This window comes from Kitasatospora sp. NPDC023176, assembly GCF_055560495.1.
The window spans coordinates 26396-42511 of sequence record NZ_JBVHIP010000053.1; the positions used below are offsets into that span (position 1 = coordinate 26396).

General features: G+C 75.5%; 16 protein-coding genes and 1 riboswitch. Of the genes, 7 read left to right on the plus strand and 9 right to left on the minus strand.

Annotated elements, in window-relative coordinates:
- Positions 1 to 16: 16 nt before the first annotated feature.
- On the plus strand, positions 17 to 1051 hold the full coding sequence (locus ACZ3YL_RS39295; protein WP_317621364.1) for a TolB-like translocation protein: 1035 nt from the start codon (positions 17 to 19) through the stop codon (positions 1049 to 1051).
- A gap of 97 nt (positions 1052 to 1148) precedes the next feature.
- Positions 1149 to 1976, plus strand: coding sequence for a hypothetical protein (locus tag ACZ3YL_RS39300; protein WP_465662380.1), 828 nt, complete (start codon positions 1149 to 1151; stop codon positions 1974 to 1976).
- A gap of 83 nt (positions 1977 to 2059) precedes the next feature.
- On the opposite strand, the gene ACZ3YL_RS39305 is transcribed toward ACZ3YL_RS39300, so the two are convergent.
- Positions 2060 to 2986, minus strand: a complete 927-nt coding sequence (locus ACZ3YL_RS39305) for an EamA family transporter (RefSeq protein WP_465662382.1) — start codon at positions 2984 to 2986, stop codon at positions 2060 to 2062.
- Positions 2987 to 3135: 149 nt separating this feature from the next.
- On the opposite strand from ACZ3YL_RS39305, the gene ACZ3YL_RS39310 reads away from it, so the two are divergent.
- Entirely contained in the window at positions 3136 to 3645 is a 510-nt protein-coding gene (locus ACZ3YL_RS39310; RefSeq protein WP_188306193.1) for a MarR family winged helix-turn-helix transcriptional regulator, read from the plus strand.
- A 76-nt stretch (positions 3646 to 3721) separates the two neighbouring features.
- Positions 3722 to 4174, plus strand: coding sequence for a hypothetical protein (locus tag ACZ3YL_RS39315; protein WP_465662384.1), 453 nt, complete (start codon positions 3722 to 3724; stop codon positions 4172 to 4174).
- 19 nt (positions 4175 to 4193) lie between these two features.
- Here the strand turns inward: ACZ3YL_RS39315 and ACZ3YL_RS39320 are convergent, their stop codons facing one another.
- Positions 4194 to 4850: a class I SAM-dependent methyltransferase gene (locus tag ACZ3YL_RS39320; protein ID WP_465662386.1), complete on the minus strand. Its 657-nt coding sequence runs from the start codon at positions 4848 to 4850 to the stop codon at positions 4194 to 4196.
- Between the two features lie 108 nt (positions 4851 to 4958).
- Here ACZ3YL_RS39320 and ACZ3YL_RS39325 point away from each other — a divergent pair, with 108 nt between their 5' ends.
- The gene (locus ACZ3YL_RS39325; RefSeq protein WP_465662388.1) at positions 4959 to 5192 is read left to right on the plus strand and encodes a hypothetical protein; all 234 of its coding nucleotides are present in this window, start codon (positions 4959 to 4961) and stop codon (positions 5190 to 5192) included.
- A 46-nt stretch (positions 5193 to 5238) separates the two neighbouring features.
- Positions 5239 to 6933: a serine/threonine-protein kinase gene (locus tag ACZ3YL_RS39330; RefSeq protein ID WP_465662390.1), complete on the plus strand. Its 1695-nt coding sequence runs from the start codon at positions 5239 to 5241 to the stop codon at positions 6931 to 6933.
- 11 nt (positions 6934 to 6944) lie between these two features.
- Here ACZ3YL_RS39330 and ACZ3YL_RS39335 read toward each other — a convergent pair whose 3' ends face one another.
- The 7 genes from ACZ3YL_RS39335 to ACZ3YL_RS39365 all read right to left on the minus strand — a co-directional run bounded on the left by ACZ3YL_RS39335 (position 6945) and on the right by ACZ3YL_RS39365 (position 14717).
- The gene (locus tag ACZ3YL_RS39335) at positions 6945 to 7415 is read right to left on the minus strand and encodes an OsmC family protein (protein WP_188306188.1); all 471 of its coding nucleotides are present in this window, start codon (positions 7413 to 7415) and stop codon (positions 6945 to 6947) included.
- Between the two features lie 68 nt (positions 7416 to 7483).
- A complete protein-coding gene (locus ACZ3YL_RS39340) occupies positions 7484 to 8026 on the minus strand; it encodes a phosphotransferase-like protein (protein ID WP_188306187.1) in 543 nt (180 codons plus the stop codon).
- A gap of 9 nt (positions 8027 to 8035) precedes the next feature.
- Positions 8036 to 9439 carry a cobyrinate a,c-diamide synthase gene (locus tag ACZ3YL_RS39345; RefSeq protein ID WP_465662392.1) on the minus strand — a complete coding sequence of 468 codons (1404 nt, stop codon included), beginning with the start codon at positions 9437 to 9439 and terminating at the stop codon, positions 8036 to 8038.
- Positions 9440 to 9443: 4 nt separating this feature from the next.
- Positions 9444 to 10049, minus strand: coding sequence for a cob(I)yrinic acid a,c-diamide adenosyltransferase (cobO, locus tag ACZ3YL_RS39350; protein ID WP_465662394.1), 606 nt, complete (start codon positions 10047 to 10049; stop codon positions 9444 to 9446).
- A 6-nt stretch (positions 10050 to 10055) separates the two neighbouring features.
- Positions 10056 to 12146: a putative cobaltochelatase gene (locus tag ACZ3YL_RS39355; RefSeq protein ID WP_465662396.1), complete on the minus strand. Its 2091-nt coding sequence runs from the start codon at positions 12144 to 12146 to the stop codon at positions 10056 to 10058.
- The gene (locus ACZ3YL_RS39360) at positions 12143 to 13681 is read right to left on the minus strand and encodes a cobyric acid synthase (protein ID WP_465662398.1); all 1539 of its coding nucleotides are present in this window, start codon (positions 13679 to 13681) and stop codon (positions 12143 to 12145) included. Before ACZ3YL_RS39360 ends, ACZ3YL_RS39355 begins: the two co-directional genes overlap by 4 nt.
- 73 nt (positions 13682 to 13754) lie before the next feature.
- Complete coding sequence (locus ACZ3YL_RS39365) at positions 13755 to 14717, minus strand: cobalamin biosynthesis protein (RefSeq protein ID WP_465662400.1); 963 nt, start codon at positions 14715 to 14717, stop codon at positions 13755 to 13757.
- Between the two features lie 99 nt (positions 14718 to 14816).
- A riboswitch (cobalamin riboswitch) is annotated at positions 14817 to 14944 on the minus strand.
- Between the two features lie 196 nt (positions 14945 to 15140).
- Between ACZ3YL_RS39365 and ACZ3YL_RS39370 the strand changes: the two genes are divergently transcribed.
- A complete protein-coding gene (locus tag ACZ3YL_RS39370) occupies positions 15141 to 15833 on the plus strand; it encodes a transcriptional regulator (RefSeq protein WP_465662402.1) in 693 nt (230 codons plus the stop codon).
- The last annotated feature ends 283 nt before the right edge of the window (positions 15834 to 16116 follow it).

Sequence of the window (16116 nt, forward strand, 5' to 3'; positions counted from 1 at the left end):
AGAGCCTGGAGAGTCCGTGAACCTGCAGAACAACCGCAGCCGGGTGATCGTGCTGCTGCTCGCCGTCCTGGTGCTCGGCGCGGTCGGCACCGGCGCCGTCCTCTACGCCGCCGACCGCACCGCCGAGCGCGACCGCCCCCAGGCGGGCGGGCCGGCCGTCGAACCCGGCCCGGTCTCGCTCCAAGTGCCCTCGAAGGGCCGTCAGTTGCTGTTCCGCAACATGGCCTGGGGCCCGCACCGGGACGAGATCACCACTGTCCCCGCCGACCACCCCGACGGCCCGCGCACCGCCTCCGGCACCCAGTGCCTGCGCTTCCACGCCGCCGCCGGCACCGGCATCTGCCTCCAGGCCCAGCACGGCGCGCTGGACGACACCTACCGCGCCGTCGTCCTGGACGACCACCTGCGCGAACGGCGTTCCTTCCCCGCCGCCGGCATCCCCACCCGCGCCCGGGTCTCCCCCTCCGGACACCTCGCCGCCTGGACGGTCTTCGTCAGCGGCGACTCCTACGCGGGCAGCGACTTCTCCACCCGCAGCTCGATCGTGGACGTCCGGGACTGGAACCTGCGGGAGAACCTGGAGGACTTCGCCGTCATCAAGGACGGCCACCCGTACCAGGCGCACGACATCAACATCTGGGGCGTCACCTTCGCCGACGACACCACCTTCTACGCCACCCTCGCCACCTCCGGGCAGACCCACCTGGTCCGCGGCGACCTCGCCGCCCGCACTCTCACCACCGTCCACGACAACGTCGAGTGCCCCTCGCTCTCCCCCGACGGCACCCGCATCGCGTACAAGAAGCGCGTCCCCGGCCTGTCGCCGGACGCCCCCTGGCGGCTGTACGTCCTCGACCTGGCGACCGGGACGGAGACCGCCACCGCCGAGCAGCGCAACATCGACGACCAGGCGCTGTGGTCCGACGACGGGACGCTGCTCTACGCCCTCCCCGGGGACTACGGCGCCGACCTGTGGGCCGTCCCGGCGGACGGCTCCGGCGCCGCGCGGCCGGTCACCAAGGCCGCCGTCGCCCCCGCCTACCTGGGCTGAGGAACTCTCCGCTAGCGTCCCACGTCGAGCAGAGTGTGACGTCCCGGCCGAACGTGCCGGCCGGACGTCCTGATCGAAGCGGGGGAGCGAGCGAACCGTGGACGGCATTCCACCCGAGCGGATGGTCACCGACTCCTGGCCGGCCCTGCACGGCCGACCCGTCCTGCGGCGCACCGTCGCCGTCGGACTGGTGCTGTGCGTGTCCGCCGGCGCGGCCCTGGTGGTGCGCGGCGTCAACGCGCTCACCGTCGGCCGGGTCGGCCGGGAGACCGACCGCGACCGCGCCGAACGCCTGGCCGGCCTCCACCCCTCCCAGCACCCCGGCGCCGGCCGCTACTACGTCCCGGTCGGCGCCGTCTACACCCGCACCTCCGACGGCGCGCCCGTCGCCTACCTCCACTACCGGCTCGGCGGCGGCAGGGAGCCCGGCCTCGGCGACTTCCTGCACACCTACGACCTCCCCGAGCCCGGACCCGCCGCCCCGCTGCCGCCGGACCTCGCCGCCGCCCTCGGGGGCGACGAGCCGGCCGAGGCCCCCGAGCTGCCGGAAGGGGCGGCCGGGCCCGGGACGACGGCCTCGGCGTCCGCCTCCGCCTCGGAGGCCGGCGAAGCAGGGGCCGCGGCCACCTCCGCGCCGGTGGCCATCGCCGCGGAACCGACCCCGAGCGATGCCGACCCGGACGCCGACGACGGGGCCGGGGAGCCGACCGTGGAGGGCGGGGCGGGGGGCGCCGCGAGCGTGGCCGAGGGCGGCGGGCCCGGCCCGAGCGCCAGCCCGACTCCGACCCCGACCCCGACCTGGACGCCCACCGCGACCCCGTCGGCCGTCCCCGGCCACGCTCCCAGCGCCCGCCGGATCTACGTCGCCACCATCCCGGGCGGCCTGCCGGGCGCCGCCGACATCTACATCCGCGCCACCGGCTGAGCCGTACGGCGCGGCTCCGCCCGTCGCGCCCGTGCCGCTGCCCCGTCCGGTCGGTGGCCGGGCGGGGCAGTCGCGGAGGGTCGTCAGTGGGCGGTCACCGGCTGGGGCACGGGCGCCTGGGCCGCGGGTGCCGGGTCGGCCACCGGGGCGGCCCGTCGGGCCGGGGCTTGGCCGACCAGCATGGCGCCGAGTGCCAGCAGCAGTCCCAGCACCTGCCACGCGGTGAGGGTCTGGCCGAGCACGACCAGGCCGCCGACCGTGGCCACCACCGGGTTGATCAGTCCCAGGAACGAGGCCGGCCCGGCGCCGAGCCGCTCGATGCCACGGAACCACAGCACGTACCCGAGTGCGGTGCTGAGCAGTCCGAGGTAGGCGAAGCCCGCCAGGTTGGAGGCGCTCAGGGCCGGCGGCGCGCCCTCGACCAGCGCCGCGAGCGGGACCAGGAACACCGAGCCGGCGAGCAGCTGCCAGGCCGTGAGGTCGACCATGGTGGCGCCCTCGGGGCGGCCCCAGCGGCGGGTGAGGACGGTGCCCATGGCCATCAGCCCGATCGCGGTGACCATCGCGGCGATCCCGACGCCGTCCAGCGTCGCGCCGCTCTTGAGCACCAGCAGCGCGACTCCGGCGACCCCGGCCAGTCCGGCGAGCAGGGCCCGGCGCCCGGGCCGGACCCGGAGCACGCCGATCGAGAACCCGGCGACCAGCAGGGGCTGGATCGCCCCGATGGTGGCCGCGACGCCGCCGGGCAGGCGGTAGGCGCCGACGAAGGTGAGCGGGAAGAACAGCCCGATGTTGAGCATCCCGAGCACCGCCGCGCGCCCCCACCAGCGCCCCTTGGGCAGCTTGCGCCCGATCAGCAGCAGGAGCAGTCCGGCGGGCAGCGCCCGCAGTGCGGCGAGCAGCAGTGGGCGGCCTTCGGGCAGCAGCTGGGTGGTGACCAGGTAGGTGGTGCCCCAGGCGGCCGGGGCGAGTGCGGCGGTGACGGCGATTCCTGCGCGCTTGCGGTCCATGGTGATCCCGATCCCCTCAACGTTGACTATCTGAACGTTGAGATATTTCTACGCCCGAGATCGGCGAACGTCAAGTATGTGAATGTTAAGATATCTGCGACCGGCGGCCGGTGGACGGCCGCCACGAGCCACGAGGGAGATGACCGGCCATGCAGCAGCGCGACACCGTCGACGACATCGCCGAGCAGTGGGCCAGGAACCGCCCCGACCTGCCGCTGGAGGCCATGGCCCTGATCGGCCGGCTGCGGCGGCTCAACGCCCGGGTCGACAACGCCCTGCGCGAGTACTTCCTCACCTGCGGTCTGGACTCCTCCGAGTTCGACGTCCTGGCCACCCTCCGCCGCTCCGGCGAACCCTACGAACTCAACGCCCGCGCCCTGCTCAAGTCCGCCATGGTCACCTCCGGCGCCATCACCAACCGCGTCGACAAGCTCTCCGCCAAGGGCCTGGTCGAACGCAACCCCTGCCCGACCGACCGCCGCGCCGTCCTCGTCCGCCTCACCCCGGCCGGCAAGGAACTCATCGACGCCGCCCTGCCCGGCCACATCCGCAACGAGGAGCACATCCTCACCGCCCTCGACGCCGACGAGCGCGCCCAACTCGACACCCTGCTGCGCAAACTCCTCGTCGCCCACGGCGACACCGAACCGCTCGGCTGACGACGGGGTCGTTCGCGTGACCACTACCTCCCGGCCGCGTTAACCCATCGGGACGACGCACCGGAGGAGTGGCCCGATGAAGCACAAGACCCCCAGGGAGATCGCCGTCGACGACCAGTTGCGGGCCGCCGGGGCGGAGGGCGCCCAGTGGCTCGCCGCCGCCGGGTGGGGCCCGCCGGTCACGGTGCCGCTGCAGAACGCCGCCCCGTGGCAGCGCGAGACAAGGGAACGGATGCTCGCCTCGCAGGAGGACGAGTCCTGCACCTGGTGCGACCACCTGCTCCACGGCGGACCGCAGCCCGTCGTCGTCCACGCCGAGCACCCGACCTACCTGGTCTGCCGCGCCTGCTCGACCACCGCCCGCCCCCACCGCCGCTGCCTGGACTGCGGCAGGCCCGCCCGCTCCCTCTCCCCGCTGGACGGCCGCGAGGACGTCTGCATGGGCACCGTGGCGATCTACACCCGCCTCCGCTGCGCCGCCTGCTTCCGCGGCTACCCGCTCGGCGGGACCTTCGGCAGCGGTTCGTAGCGCCCCCTCGCGGCCCGGCTCACCGCTCGGCGACCAGCGCATAGCGCTCGTCGTGCACCGGGCCGCCCCACAGTGCCGCGTCCCCGTCGAGCGGCTCGACGCGCAGGTCCGTTACCAACGGGCTCACCGCCGCGGCGAGTTCGTCCGCGCCCACACCGCCGCCCCAGGGCAGGTGCTCCGCCCCGGCGACGTACGGTGCCCACGGCTCGCCCGCCTCGCGCCACCGCCCCTCGATCAGCACCAGCCGCCCGCCGGGCCGCAACAGCCGCACCCAGCCGCGCAACGCCCGCTCCGGGTCGGGCAGCGTCCAGACCACATGACGCGACAGCACCACGTCGAAGCCGCCCGCCCGCACCGGCGGCGCCCCCGCGTCCCCCACCAGGAACCGCCCCGCCAGCCCGGCCGCCGCCAGCTTCGCCCGGGCCCGCGCGACCATCCGCGGCGCCACGTCCACCCCCGTCACCCGGTGCCCGCCCGCCGCCACCAGCTCCGCCAACGAGCCCGTCCCGCAACCGACATCGAGCACATCCACCGGCTCGGCCGGCAACCATCCCCGCACCCGCCGCGCCCACGCCTCCCGCGTCGGCGCGGCCCGCAACCCGTGATCCGGCTCCTCGTCGAAGCTCGACGCGGCCGCGTCCCAGTAGTCGGCGATGGCCCGCCCGGAGTCAGTCATGCCGCCCACTCTCCCACCCGGCACCGACACGCCGGGGCTCAGTCCAGCGCGGGCACGCCCACCCTGAACGCCCGGCAGGCGGCGGCGAGCGCCCGCGCCGGGTCGGTGGTGCCCGGGCGGCCGGTTCCGGCCGGTTCCGGCCGGTTCGTCGGCGTCGTCGTCCTGCTGGTCCGGGCCGGCTCCGCTGCCCCGGAGGCGGACCCCCACCGGCCGATCCGCCGGTGCGACGGCAGGCTGTTCGACGCGACCGCGGGCAGCGGGCACCGGCACCTGCCGATGCCGAGGGAGTCGGGCGGGGAGATCGACCGCTACCTCACCGCCCTGTCGGGGGCAGACGCCTGACGGGCTCCCCCCTATACTCCGTGTGCTCGATCAGCCAGGGGGAAGCATGCTGAGCTCGTTGGACGTGGCCGTACTGATCATGATCGTCGCCACCGTGCTGGTGCGGTCGGCGACCCTGCCGGTGCTGGTGCGCGCCCAAACGGCGACGCGCCGACGGGCGTTGGCGGCCACGGGTGCGGACGCGACCGCGGGCGCGCCGGGCGGCGTCGGCGCGACCGTCGGCGAGCTGACGGTGGGCGCGCTGGGTGCTGCGGCGGCGTACGTCTACACGGCCGCCGGTTTCTTCGCCTCCCACGTCCACTGGGTGCTGAGCCAGCCGTTCGACGAGCTCAACGCGCGGTACGTGGCCGCGTCGAGGCCCATGTCGCTCGGCGTGGCGCGGGCCTGGTACATCGGCATCTTCGTCACCTGCCTGCTGCTCTGGCTGCTGTTCTGCTACCTGACCCAGCGCAACCTGCTGACCGCCGGCCTGCCGAGCGAGGCGTGGTCGTCCGGCCCGACCCGGGCCCGGATCATCGGTCTGCTCGTGGTCCGTGCGGCGCTCGGCGCGTTCCTGCTGCCGGTCGGCCTGGTCATCGCCGCATCGGTGTACCAGCTCGTCGCCCTGCTCGCGAGCCGCAAGCCCAGGGCGGTCGGCGGGGCGGCGGCGGGGGCGTCGGCGGCCCAGGCGTTCCAGGCGGCGCCGGCCGGGCAGAACCCGTACGCGCCCACGGCCGCGCAGAACCCGTACGCGCAGAACCCGTACGCGCAGACGCCGCCGGCCCCGCCGCAGCCCCCGTACGTCCCGCCGCAGTTCACCCCGCCGGCCCAGCCCACCCCGCCGGTGGTGTCGGCCCCGCCGGTCGGCAGCCCGCTCAGCGCCCACGAGCCCCGGACGATCGGCGGCTACCAGCTCCTCGGCCGGATCGGCTCCGGCGGCATGGGCACGGTCTACCTCGCCCAGCGCCAGGGCTCCGCCACCCAGGTCGCGCTGAAGACCATCAACCTCGAACTCCTCGCCGACGGCGACCTGTTGCGCCGCTTCCAGCGCGAGTCCGAGGTGCTCGCCATGGTCCCGGGTACCTACACCGCCCGGGTGCTCGACACCGGTGTGGACGCCGGACGCCCCTACCTGGCCATGGAGTTGCTGGACGGCCGCCCGCTCGACGCCCACCTGCGCGAGCAGGGGCCGATCCGCTCCGCCGAGGCGCTGCGCGCCCTGGCGCTGGCGCTGGCCGTGGCCCTGTCGGGGGTGCACCGGCTCGGGCTGGTCCACCGGGACCTCAAGCCCGCCAACATCATGCTGACCACGGCCGGTCCGCGCCTGCTGGACTTCGGCATCGCGGCGATCGTGGACGGCACCCGGCTGACCGCCACCGGCGGCGGGCCGGGCACCCTGACGTACATGGCGCCGGAGCAGTTCGGCGACGAGCGGGTCGGCGCGGCGGCCGACGTGTGGGCCTGGGCGTGCTGCGTGGTGTGCGCGGCGTACGGGGTCAGCCCGTTCGCGGCGACCAACACGGGCGCGGTGATCCGCCGGATCGTCGACACCGGGCCCGAGCCGGCCGCACTCGCGGCGGTCGAGGCCCTCGACCCGACGCTCGCCGCCGTGGTCCGCCGCGCCCTGGCCGTCGACCCGGCCCAGCGCCCGGCGGACGGCACCGGCCTGCTGGCGGCGCTCGCGGCGGCCCAGCCGACGGCGCCGGACCCGGCGGCCGTCCACGACCAGATCACCCGGGGCTGGCAGACCCTCACCCTCTGACCGGCCGGGTGCTACGGCGCGACCGTCACCTCGGCCTCGTGCCGCACCGGGAAGTCGACCGAGTTGGCGATGAAGCAGCCCCGGTTCGCCGCCGCGTGCAGGGCGAGGGCCGGCTCCACCATCCCCGGCTCGGCGACCTGGACCCGCGGGCGCAGCACCGCCGAGGTGAAGCTCCCGCCCGCCGGGGTCACGGTCATCGTGCCCGTCGGCCGGTCGACGTACGAGGTGACCACCACGCCGTTCACCGCGCACTGGTGCAGGTACGAGAGCAGGTGGCACTGGGAGAGCGCGACCAGCAGCAGCTGCTCCGGGTTCCAGCGGGCCGGGTCGCCGCGGAAGGCGGGGTCGGCTGAGCCGGGGATGCCCGGCAGACCCTCGGCGGACACCTCGACGTCGCGGGCGTAGGCGCGGTAGTCGCTGGTGCCGGTTCCCCGGTTGCCGGTCCACTCGATCTCGGCGGTGTACTCGTGCTGCCTGGCCATGGGCGTGCCTCCGTGGGAAAGGTGGGTGCTGTCGGACAGTCAACCGCAGAAGGGCGGCCGTGCGGGGCTCATCGCGGCGCCGTGACGCGCGCGAGGACGAGCGCGGCGCAGTCGTCCGCCGAGGCGCGCGAGCTGTCGACGACCAGGTCGTAGGCGACGCCCTCGTGCACCGCCGAGGCCTGGGCGGCGGCCATCCCGGCGACCCGGTCGCCGCGGGCGGCCTCGCGGGCGGCGGCCACCGCCGGGTCGCAGCGCACGCCGACCCAGAGCACGTCCAGTCCCTCCAGGGCCGCGCGCCACCGCTGCTGCGAGCCGGCTCCGCCGAGGAACACCTCGTCCACCAGGACCGGGGCCCCGGCCCGGGCCATCGCCGCCACGCCGACCGTCCAGGCGGCGTCCAGCCGGGCGAAGGCCGGCCCGACCGCCACCGTGCCGTCCCCGTCGGTCAGGCCGCCGATGCCCTCGCCGCCGTCGAGCAGCCACGGCGGCAGCGCGTCCACCATGGTGTCCGCGCCGAGGTGCAGCCAGGGCTCCGGCAGCAGTTCCTGGAGGCGCCGGGCGATGCTCGACTTGCCGGAGCTGGAGCCGCCGTTGAGAACGATCACATCCATCTGAGCATCCTAGGAATCAGCGCCGCGCCCCGTCCCGGCATCAAAGGCCGCCGCGGCGCCCGCGAACGAGGTGGCCAGCGACGGTGCCCCGGCCCAGTGCAGGTGCAGGTAGGAGGCGTGCACGTTCCCGGCGGCGAAGCCCTCGGTGCGTGGCCCGGTGGGCAGGCGCCAGCCCCAGGCGGGGTGTTCGCCGGCGCCGGGTTCGCAGACCGTGCGGTGGAACTCGTGTCCGCGCAGCCGGGTGCCGGCCGGGCCGAGCGGGGAGTCGTGCAGGGCGACGGCCTCGCGGTAGCCGAGGGTGAGCCGTTCGGTCATCCGGGCGGTGGTGTCGAGCGCGCCGCACATCGGCAGGCCGTCCAACTCCCGTCCCAGGTAGAGCAGTCCGGCGCACTCGGCGGCGATCGGCCCACCCGCGGCGGCGAACGCGGCGATCGCGTCGCGCAGCGCGGCGTTCCCGCTCAACTCCCGTACGTACAGCTCCGGGAAGCCGCCGCCGATGACCAGCCCGGCGGTTCCCTCCGGCAGTGCCGAGGCGTGCAGCGGGTCGAACGGGACGACCTCCGCGCCTGCCGCGCCGAGCAGTTCGGCGTTCTCGGCGTACGAGAAGGAGAACGCGGCGCCACCGGCCACCGCGATCCGGGGCCGCCCGGCGACCGGCGCCACCTCCGTCGAGGGGTCCCACGGCTCGGCGTCCAACCCGGGTGCCGTGCGGGCGAGTTCCAGCAGGGCGTCCAGATCGACCGAAGCCGCGACGAGGGAGCCCATGTCCGCGACGGCCTTCAGCGCCTCCGCCGAGCGCTCCACCGCCGGGATCAGCCCGAGGTGCCGGGAGGGTGTGGCCACCGCCGCCGAGCGGCGCAGCGCGCCCAGGACGGGCACGCCGGAGCCCTCCTCCAGGGCCTCGCGCAGGAGTTGCTCGTGCCGGTCGGAGGCGACCCGGTTGAGGATCACCCCGGCGAGCCGCACCTGCGGGTCCCAGGAGGCGAAGCCGTGCACCAGCGCGGCCACCGAGCGGGACTGCGAACTGCCGTCCACCACCAGCACCACCGGTGCCCGCAGCAGCTTGGCGACGTGTGCGGTGGACGCCAACTCCCCACGCCCGGAGGCCCCGTCGAACAGGCCCATGACGCCCTCGACCACCGCGACGTCCGCCCCCGCCGCGCCGTGCAGGAACAGCGGCGCGATCCGCTCCGGCCCGCACATGAAGGCGTCCAGGTTGCGGCCCGGGCGCCCGGCGGCGAGTGCGTGGTAGCCCGGGTCGATGTAGTCGGGGCCGACCTTGTGCGGCGACACCACCAGCCCGCGCGCGGTGAGCGCCGCGATCAGGCCGGTGGCGACGGTGGTCTTGCCGGCGCCCGAGGAGGGCGCGGCGACGACGATGCGGGGGACGTCGCTCCCCGGGCTGCTGCTCACGAGGTCACCACTCGATGCCGCGCTGGCCCTTGCGGCCGGCGTCCATGGGGTGCTTGACCTTGGTCATCTCGGTGACCAGGTCGGCGACTTCGGTCAGCGCCTCGGGCGCGTACCGGCCCGTGATGACGACGTGCTGGCTGCCCGGACGGTCCTTGAGCACGGCCACCACCTCCTCCGGGTCGATCCACCCCCAGTGCATCGGGTAGGTGAACTCGTCCAGCACGTAGAAGCGGTAGGTCTCGGCCGCGAGGTCGCGCTTGACCTGCTCCCAGCCCTCCTTGGCCGCCTCCTCGCTGGTCATCTCCTGCTCGGCGGAGCGCTGGATCCAGGACCAGCCGGAGCCCATCTTGTGCCAGTCGACGGTGCCGCCCTCGCCGGAGGCGCCGAGCACGCGCAGCGCGTTCTCCTCGCCGACCTTCCACTTGGCGGACTTCACGAACTGGAACACCCCGACCGACCAGCCCTGGTTCCAGGCCCGCAGCGCCATGCCGAAGGCGGCCGTGGACTTGCCCTTCCCGGGGCCGGTGTGCACGGCGGTGATCGGCTGGGTACGGCGCTGGCGGGTGGTCAGGCCGTCGTCGGGAACGCTCTCGGGGACACCCTTGGGCATGTCGGCTCAGGCCGCCTTTCGCATCGAAGTGGTCGTACTCGCCGCGCGGTTCGCGCGGACCAGCGAGGCCACACCCTCCGCGCGCAGCTCGTCCAGGCTGACGGCGCTGGCGCCGAGCAGCCCGGCGAGGGTGCGGGCCAGGCCCAGCCGGACCGGCCCGGACTCGCAGTCCAGCACCACGCTCGCGGTGCCCTGGGCGGCGAACAGCGTGGCCGCGCGCTGGGAGCGGGCGAGCGCGTCGCGGCCGCCGGTGGCCCGGCCGTCGGTCACCACGACCAGCAGCGGGCGCCGGTTCGGGTCGCGCAGCCGCTCCACCCGCAGCACCTCGTGGGCGCGCAGCAGGCCGGCGGCCAGCGGGGTGCGGCCGCCGGTGGGCAGGGTCTCCAGCCGGGCGGCGCCGACCTCCACCGAGGAGGTGGGCGGCAGCGCCAGTTCGGCGTCCGCGCCACGGAAGGTGATCATGCCGATCTTGTCCCGGCGCTGGTAGGCGTCCATCAGCAGCGACAGCACCGCGCCCTTGACGGCGGTCATCCGCTGCCGGGCGGCCATCGAGCCGGAGGCGTCCACCACGAACAGCACCAGGTTGGACTCCCGTCCCTGGCGCACCTGTTCGCGGAAGTCGTCCTTGCGCAGCACCAGTGCCCGGCCGGCCCGCCCGCGCGCCGCCTGGTGCGGGGCGGCGGCCTGGAGGGTCGCGGTCAGGTGCAGCCGGCTCAGCGCGCCCTGCGGGCGGCGGGCCCGGACGGTGTGCCCGCCGGTGGTCTCGGCGGGGGAGCGGCGGCCCTGGGCGCCGTGGCCGGTGCCCTGCACGGTGAACAGCCGGGTCCGGTACGGGTCCCCGGCCGCGACCGGCGCCGACTCCCGTGCGGGGGAGGGGTGTTGGGCCGGTACGGGCTGCGGTGCGGGGGCCTCGGTGTCCGTGCTGGAGGCTTCGGGGGCGGGGGCCTCCGGGATGCCGCCGTCGGCGGGCTCGGGCGCACCGCCACCGTCCGGACCACCGCCGCCGTCACCGTCGTCCTCCGGGCCGTCGTCGCCCGGACCGCCGTCGCCCGGACCGTCGCCCTCCGGCTCCGGGTCCTCCGGCTGGGCGTGCTCCTCCAGCGTCCGGTCCAGCTGCTCCTCGTCCAGCCCCGGGGCGTCGAAGGGGTTGCGCCGCCGCCGGTGCGGCAGGGCCAGCTGGGCGGCCTTGCGGACGTCCTCCTCCAGCACCTCCGTGCGCCCCGCCCAGGCGGCCAGCGCGACCGCGGTGCGGGCCATCACGATGTCCGCGCGCAGCCCGTCCACCTCGAACGCGGCGCACACGGCGGTAATCTGACGCAGCGCCACTTCGGTCAGTTCCACCTCGGGTAGCAACTCCCGCGCGGTGGTGATGTGTTCGGCGAGCGCCCGTTCCTCCTCGGCGAACCGGGCGGCGAACGAGGCCGGGTCCGCGTCGTAGGCGAGCCGGCGCCGGACCACCTCGGCCCGCTCGGCCGGGTCCCGGGTGGCGGCGATCTCGACGGTCAGGCCGAAGCGGTCGAGCAGCTGCGGCCGCAGTTCGCCCTCCTCCGGGTTCATCGTGCCGACCAGCAGGAACCGCGCCGCGTGCCGCACCGACACGCCCTCGCGCTCGACGTACGAGCGGCCCATCGCGGCGGCGTCCAGCAGCAGGTCCACCACGTGGTCCTGGAGCAGGTTCACCTCGTCGATGTACAGCACGCCGCGGTGCGCCTTGGCGAGCAGCCCCGGCTCGTACGCCTTGACGCCCTCGGCCAGCGCGCGTTCCAGGTCGAGCGAGCCGACGATCCGGTCCTCGGCCACGCCGACGGGCAACTCGACCAGCTGGGAGGGCCGTTCGTGACGGCAGAAGGAGGCGTGCGGACCGTCCGGGCACTGCGGGTCCGGCGCGGCCGGGTCGCAGGCGAAGCGGCAGTCGTCCACGACGGCGATGGCGGGCAGCAGCCCGGCCAGCGCGCGCACCATGGTCGACTTCGCGGTGCCCTTCTCACCGCGCACCAGCACGCCGCCCACGGCCGGGGAGACCGCGTTCAGCAGCAGCCCGAGCCGCAGGTCGGCCATGCCGACGATCGCGGTGAACGGATAGCGGACGTCACTCATGCGTCACTCCCAGGTGCCCCGGGCGGGAGGAACGGCAGCGTTCCGGCCGCCGGCACCCCGCCCTCGATCAGCTTCCACAGCGCGTCGGTGTCCGCGTGTTCCTCGATCAGGTCGCCCAGCCGGTCCAGCCGGGCCTCGCGCGCCGCGGCGAACGAGGTGTCCGGCGCCGGCACGAACGCCCGGCCGGCCGACTCGGCGACCTCGCGCAGGAGTTCGCGACGGAAGCCGTCGTTCTCCAGCACGCCGTGCCAGGTGGTGCCCCAGACCGAGCCGATCCGGCAGCCGTCCAGGCTCTGCCCGTGGTCATCGGAGATGAACGCGGTACCGCCGTCGACCGTCACCACCCCGTGGTGGATCTCGTAGCCCTCCACCCGCTGCCCGTACGCCTCGCCCACCGGCCGCGCCAGCACCTTCTCGACGCCGAAGCGCACCCGGGTCGGCAGCAGCCCGAGGCCGTCGACGACGCCCGCCCCGGACTCCACCTCGTCCTCGATCGAGCGCGCCAGCATCTGGTAGCCGCCGCAGACCCCGAGGATCGGCAGCCCGGCCGCCGCCCGCGCCCTCAGCACCGGCGCCAGGCCGCGCTCGCGCAGCCAGGCGAGGTCCGCGACGGTGGCCCGGGTGCCGGGCAGCACCACCAGGTCGGCGTCGGCCAGCTCCTCCGGCCGGGTCGCCCAGCGCACCAGCACACCGGGCTCCTGGGCCAGCGCGTCCAGGTCGGTGAAGTTGGACAGCCGGGGGAAGCGCACCACGGCCACCCGCAGCACGTCCGCCCCCAGCGGCCCGGGCCCGTCCGCCCGGTCCACCACGGTGGACAGGTCCAGCGAGTCCTCGGCGTCCAGCCACAGGCCCGGCAGCATCGGCAGGGTGCCCAGCACCGGACGGCCGGTCAGCTCGTGCAGCATCTCCAGCCCGGGCGCCAGCAGCCGGGCGTCGCCGCGGAACTTGTTGACGAACCAGCCCGCCACATGACGCTGGTCCTCCGCCGACAGCAGCGCCAGCGTGCCGTACATCGCCGCGAAGACCCCGCCGCGGTCGATGTCCCCGACCACCACCACGGGCAGCGCGGCGGCCGTGGCCAGGCCCATGTTGGCGATGTCCCGGTCGCGCAGGTTGATCTCGGCGGGCGAACCGGCGCCCTCGCACACCACCACGTCATAGCGGCCGCGCAGGTCCGCCAGGCACTCCAGGGCGCGCTCCAGCAGGACGGGCTTGCGCTCCCGGTAGTCCAGCGCGCCCACCTCGGCGACCGGCCGGCCGAGCAGCACCACCTGGCTGCGGCCGTCCGCGCCGGGCTTCAGCAGCACCGGGTTCATCGCCGCCTCCGGCGCCACCCGGGCGGCCTGCGCCTGCATCGCCTGGGCGCGGCCGATCTCGGCGCCGTCCGCGGTGACGAAGGAGTTCAGCGACATGTTCTGCGCCTTGAACGGGGCCACCCGCACGCCCTGGCGGACCAGCCAACGGCAGATCCCGGCCGTCACCACGCTCTTGCCCGCGTCCGAGGTCGTCCCCGCGACCAGCAGTGCGTTGCTCATGCCCCCGCCTCGCCGTGCTCGGCAGGTGCTCCGCACCACGCGCACCTCTCGACGGTTCGCTCGCTGCGCTCGCTCACTTGCCCCTCCTCCTCCGGAACGCCCGGATCACCAGATGCCCCGCGACGGACGTACCCAGCGCCAGCGCGCCCACCCGCCGGGACAGCGTGCAGGCCCGCTCGATGTCGTCCACCGTCACCGGCCGCAACTCCGCGCCCAGCACCGGCCGGTGCTCCACCCGCTCCCCGTACTGCAGGGTCCCGCCGAGGCGCACGCCCACCGCCCCCGCGAAGGCCGACTCGGCCTGGCCCGCGTTGGGGCTCGGGTGCGCGGAGCCGTCCCGGCGCCAGACCCGCCAGGCGGTCCGGGGTTCGGGCGCGGCGGCCACCGTGAGCAGCGCCGTCAGCCGGGCGCCGGGCCAGCCCGCCAGGTCGTCCAGCCGGGCCGAGGCCCAGCCGAACCGGGTGTAGCGGGGCGAGCGATGGCCGACCATGGCGTCCAGGGTGTTCACCGCGCGGAAGGCCAGCAGGCCCGGTGTGCCCGCCAGGGCGCCCCAGGCCAGCGCGTTCACCACGGCGTCGGCGGTGTTCTCGGCCACCGACTCGACCACCGCCCGGGCGATCTGCTGCTCGTCCAGCGCGCTCGGATCCCGCCCGCACAGGTGCGGCAGCCGCTCCCGGGCGGCCGTCAGGTCGCCCGCGGCGAGCGAGCGTCCGATGGTGCGCGCCTCCCGCGTCAGCGAGGTGCCGCCGAGCACCGTCCAGGTCGCCGCGGCCGCCAGCGCGGCCCGGCCCAGCGGACGCCGCCCGACCGTACGGTCCAGGGCGAGCGCGCCGACCGCGACCGTGCCCACGCACAGCGCGGTGTACCCGGCCCCGGCGGCCCGGTGGTCGCGCCACAGGCGCCGCTCCAGCCGGGTCGCGGCGCTGCCGAACAGCGCGACGGGGTGGCCGCGGCGCGGGTCGGCGAAACGGGCGTCGGCGGCATAGCCCGCGACGGCGCCCAGCGCGAAGGCGGCGGCGCGGGTCAGCCCGCGCACGGCGGCGGGCAGCTCAGGGTCCGGCGGGGCGGGGCAGCCTGCATCGCGTGGGTGTCCTCACTCAGGGTCCGCGCCCTGGATCGACGTACCGGGGGCGAGAGTCTCCTGGCTTCCGGGTCGGACGCACCCCCGGGCCTTCCAGCGGCTTCTGACGGCCCACCGTGGCGTGTTCGAGCGTGCTCCCCGGTGACAGTGGCGGGACCGCGCCGGACTCGCACCGGCTTCCTCTCCATGCCTCCGTTTGGCCCCAGGATCCCATCACGCGCCCGAACCGGGAGTCAACCGAGGTCACGGAGGGGTTGGTCACACGGCGGGCCGCCGTCCGGCCTGTGCGATCGCCCAGCGCTGGGGAGGGCCGACCGGCCCCGCTTCGTGCGTTCGGCGGCTGGGGCAGCGCCGAGGACCGCACCTACGTTCGGTGCCATGCGCCGCAGAGAGTCACCCGCCGCCGCCCCCGCCCCGGTGCCGTTCTCGCCGGGGGCCGCCCGCGCCCACCGGGCCGGCCTCGGGCTGACCCCCGAGCAGGTCGCCGAGGGCATGGCCGCGCACGGCGTACGGCTGCTCCCCGGGCACGTCCTCGCCTGGGAGAGCGGCGCGCTGCGGCCCGGCGAGGCCGAGTTCATCGCACTGGCCCGCGCCCTCTGGTGCCCGGCCGACCAGTTGATGGACGGCCGGCCGGTGAGCCTGCGCGACCACCGGCTCGCCCGGGAACTCGGCCCGGATGCCGTCGCCGAACGGGTCGGCATGCCGCTGCCCGCCTACCGGCAGGCCGAACTGACCGGCCACTGGGACGGCGACCCGGACCAGACCCACGCCCTCGCCCAGGTGCTCGCCCTGCGGCTGACCGAACTGGTCGAGGCCACCGGCCGCCGCGAAGCGCTCGACCGGCTGCTCCGCCAGTGCGTGGCCGGCCGCTGGCAGCCCCACCTGCGCCCGCTCGCCCGACTCGTCCCCGTCCCCGAACCCGACCTCGCCGCCGTCCTCCCCCTCCTCCAGCAGGAACACCACGTCCCCACCCACTGGGGCGCCACCACCCAGCCCCGCACCCCCACCCCACCCCTCACCCCCCGCTTCTGGCACCTCCTCAGCACCCGCCACCCCGCCATCCCCGTCTGACCCGGCTACCCCCCACCCACCTCAGCGGGCGCGCCGGACGAAAGCCCGCGCGCCCGCAACAAACCCCACCCCTCACCCACCCCCGCCACCCCCACCCATCCCCCCAAGCCGCACCCACCCACCCCCAGCACCCCTCACCCACCCCCTCACCCGACCAGGCGAGAGGGACGCGCTGCGGGAGGGGCGGTGCAGGGGGTGGCTGCGGAGAGGGGCGTGACGGGTGATTTTCAGACTGCCAACGGCGCCCAACCCCCCACCCACAGAGTCGGCAGTCCGAAAATCA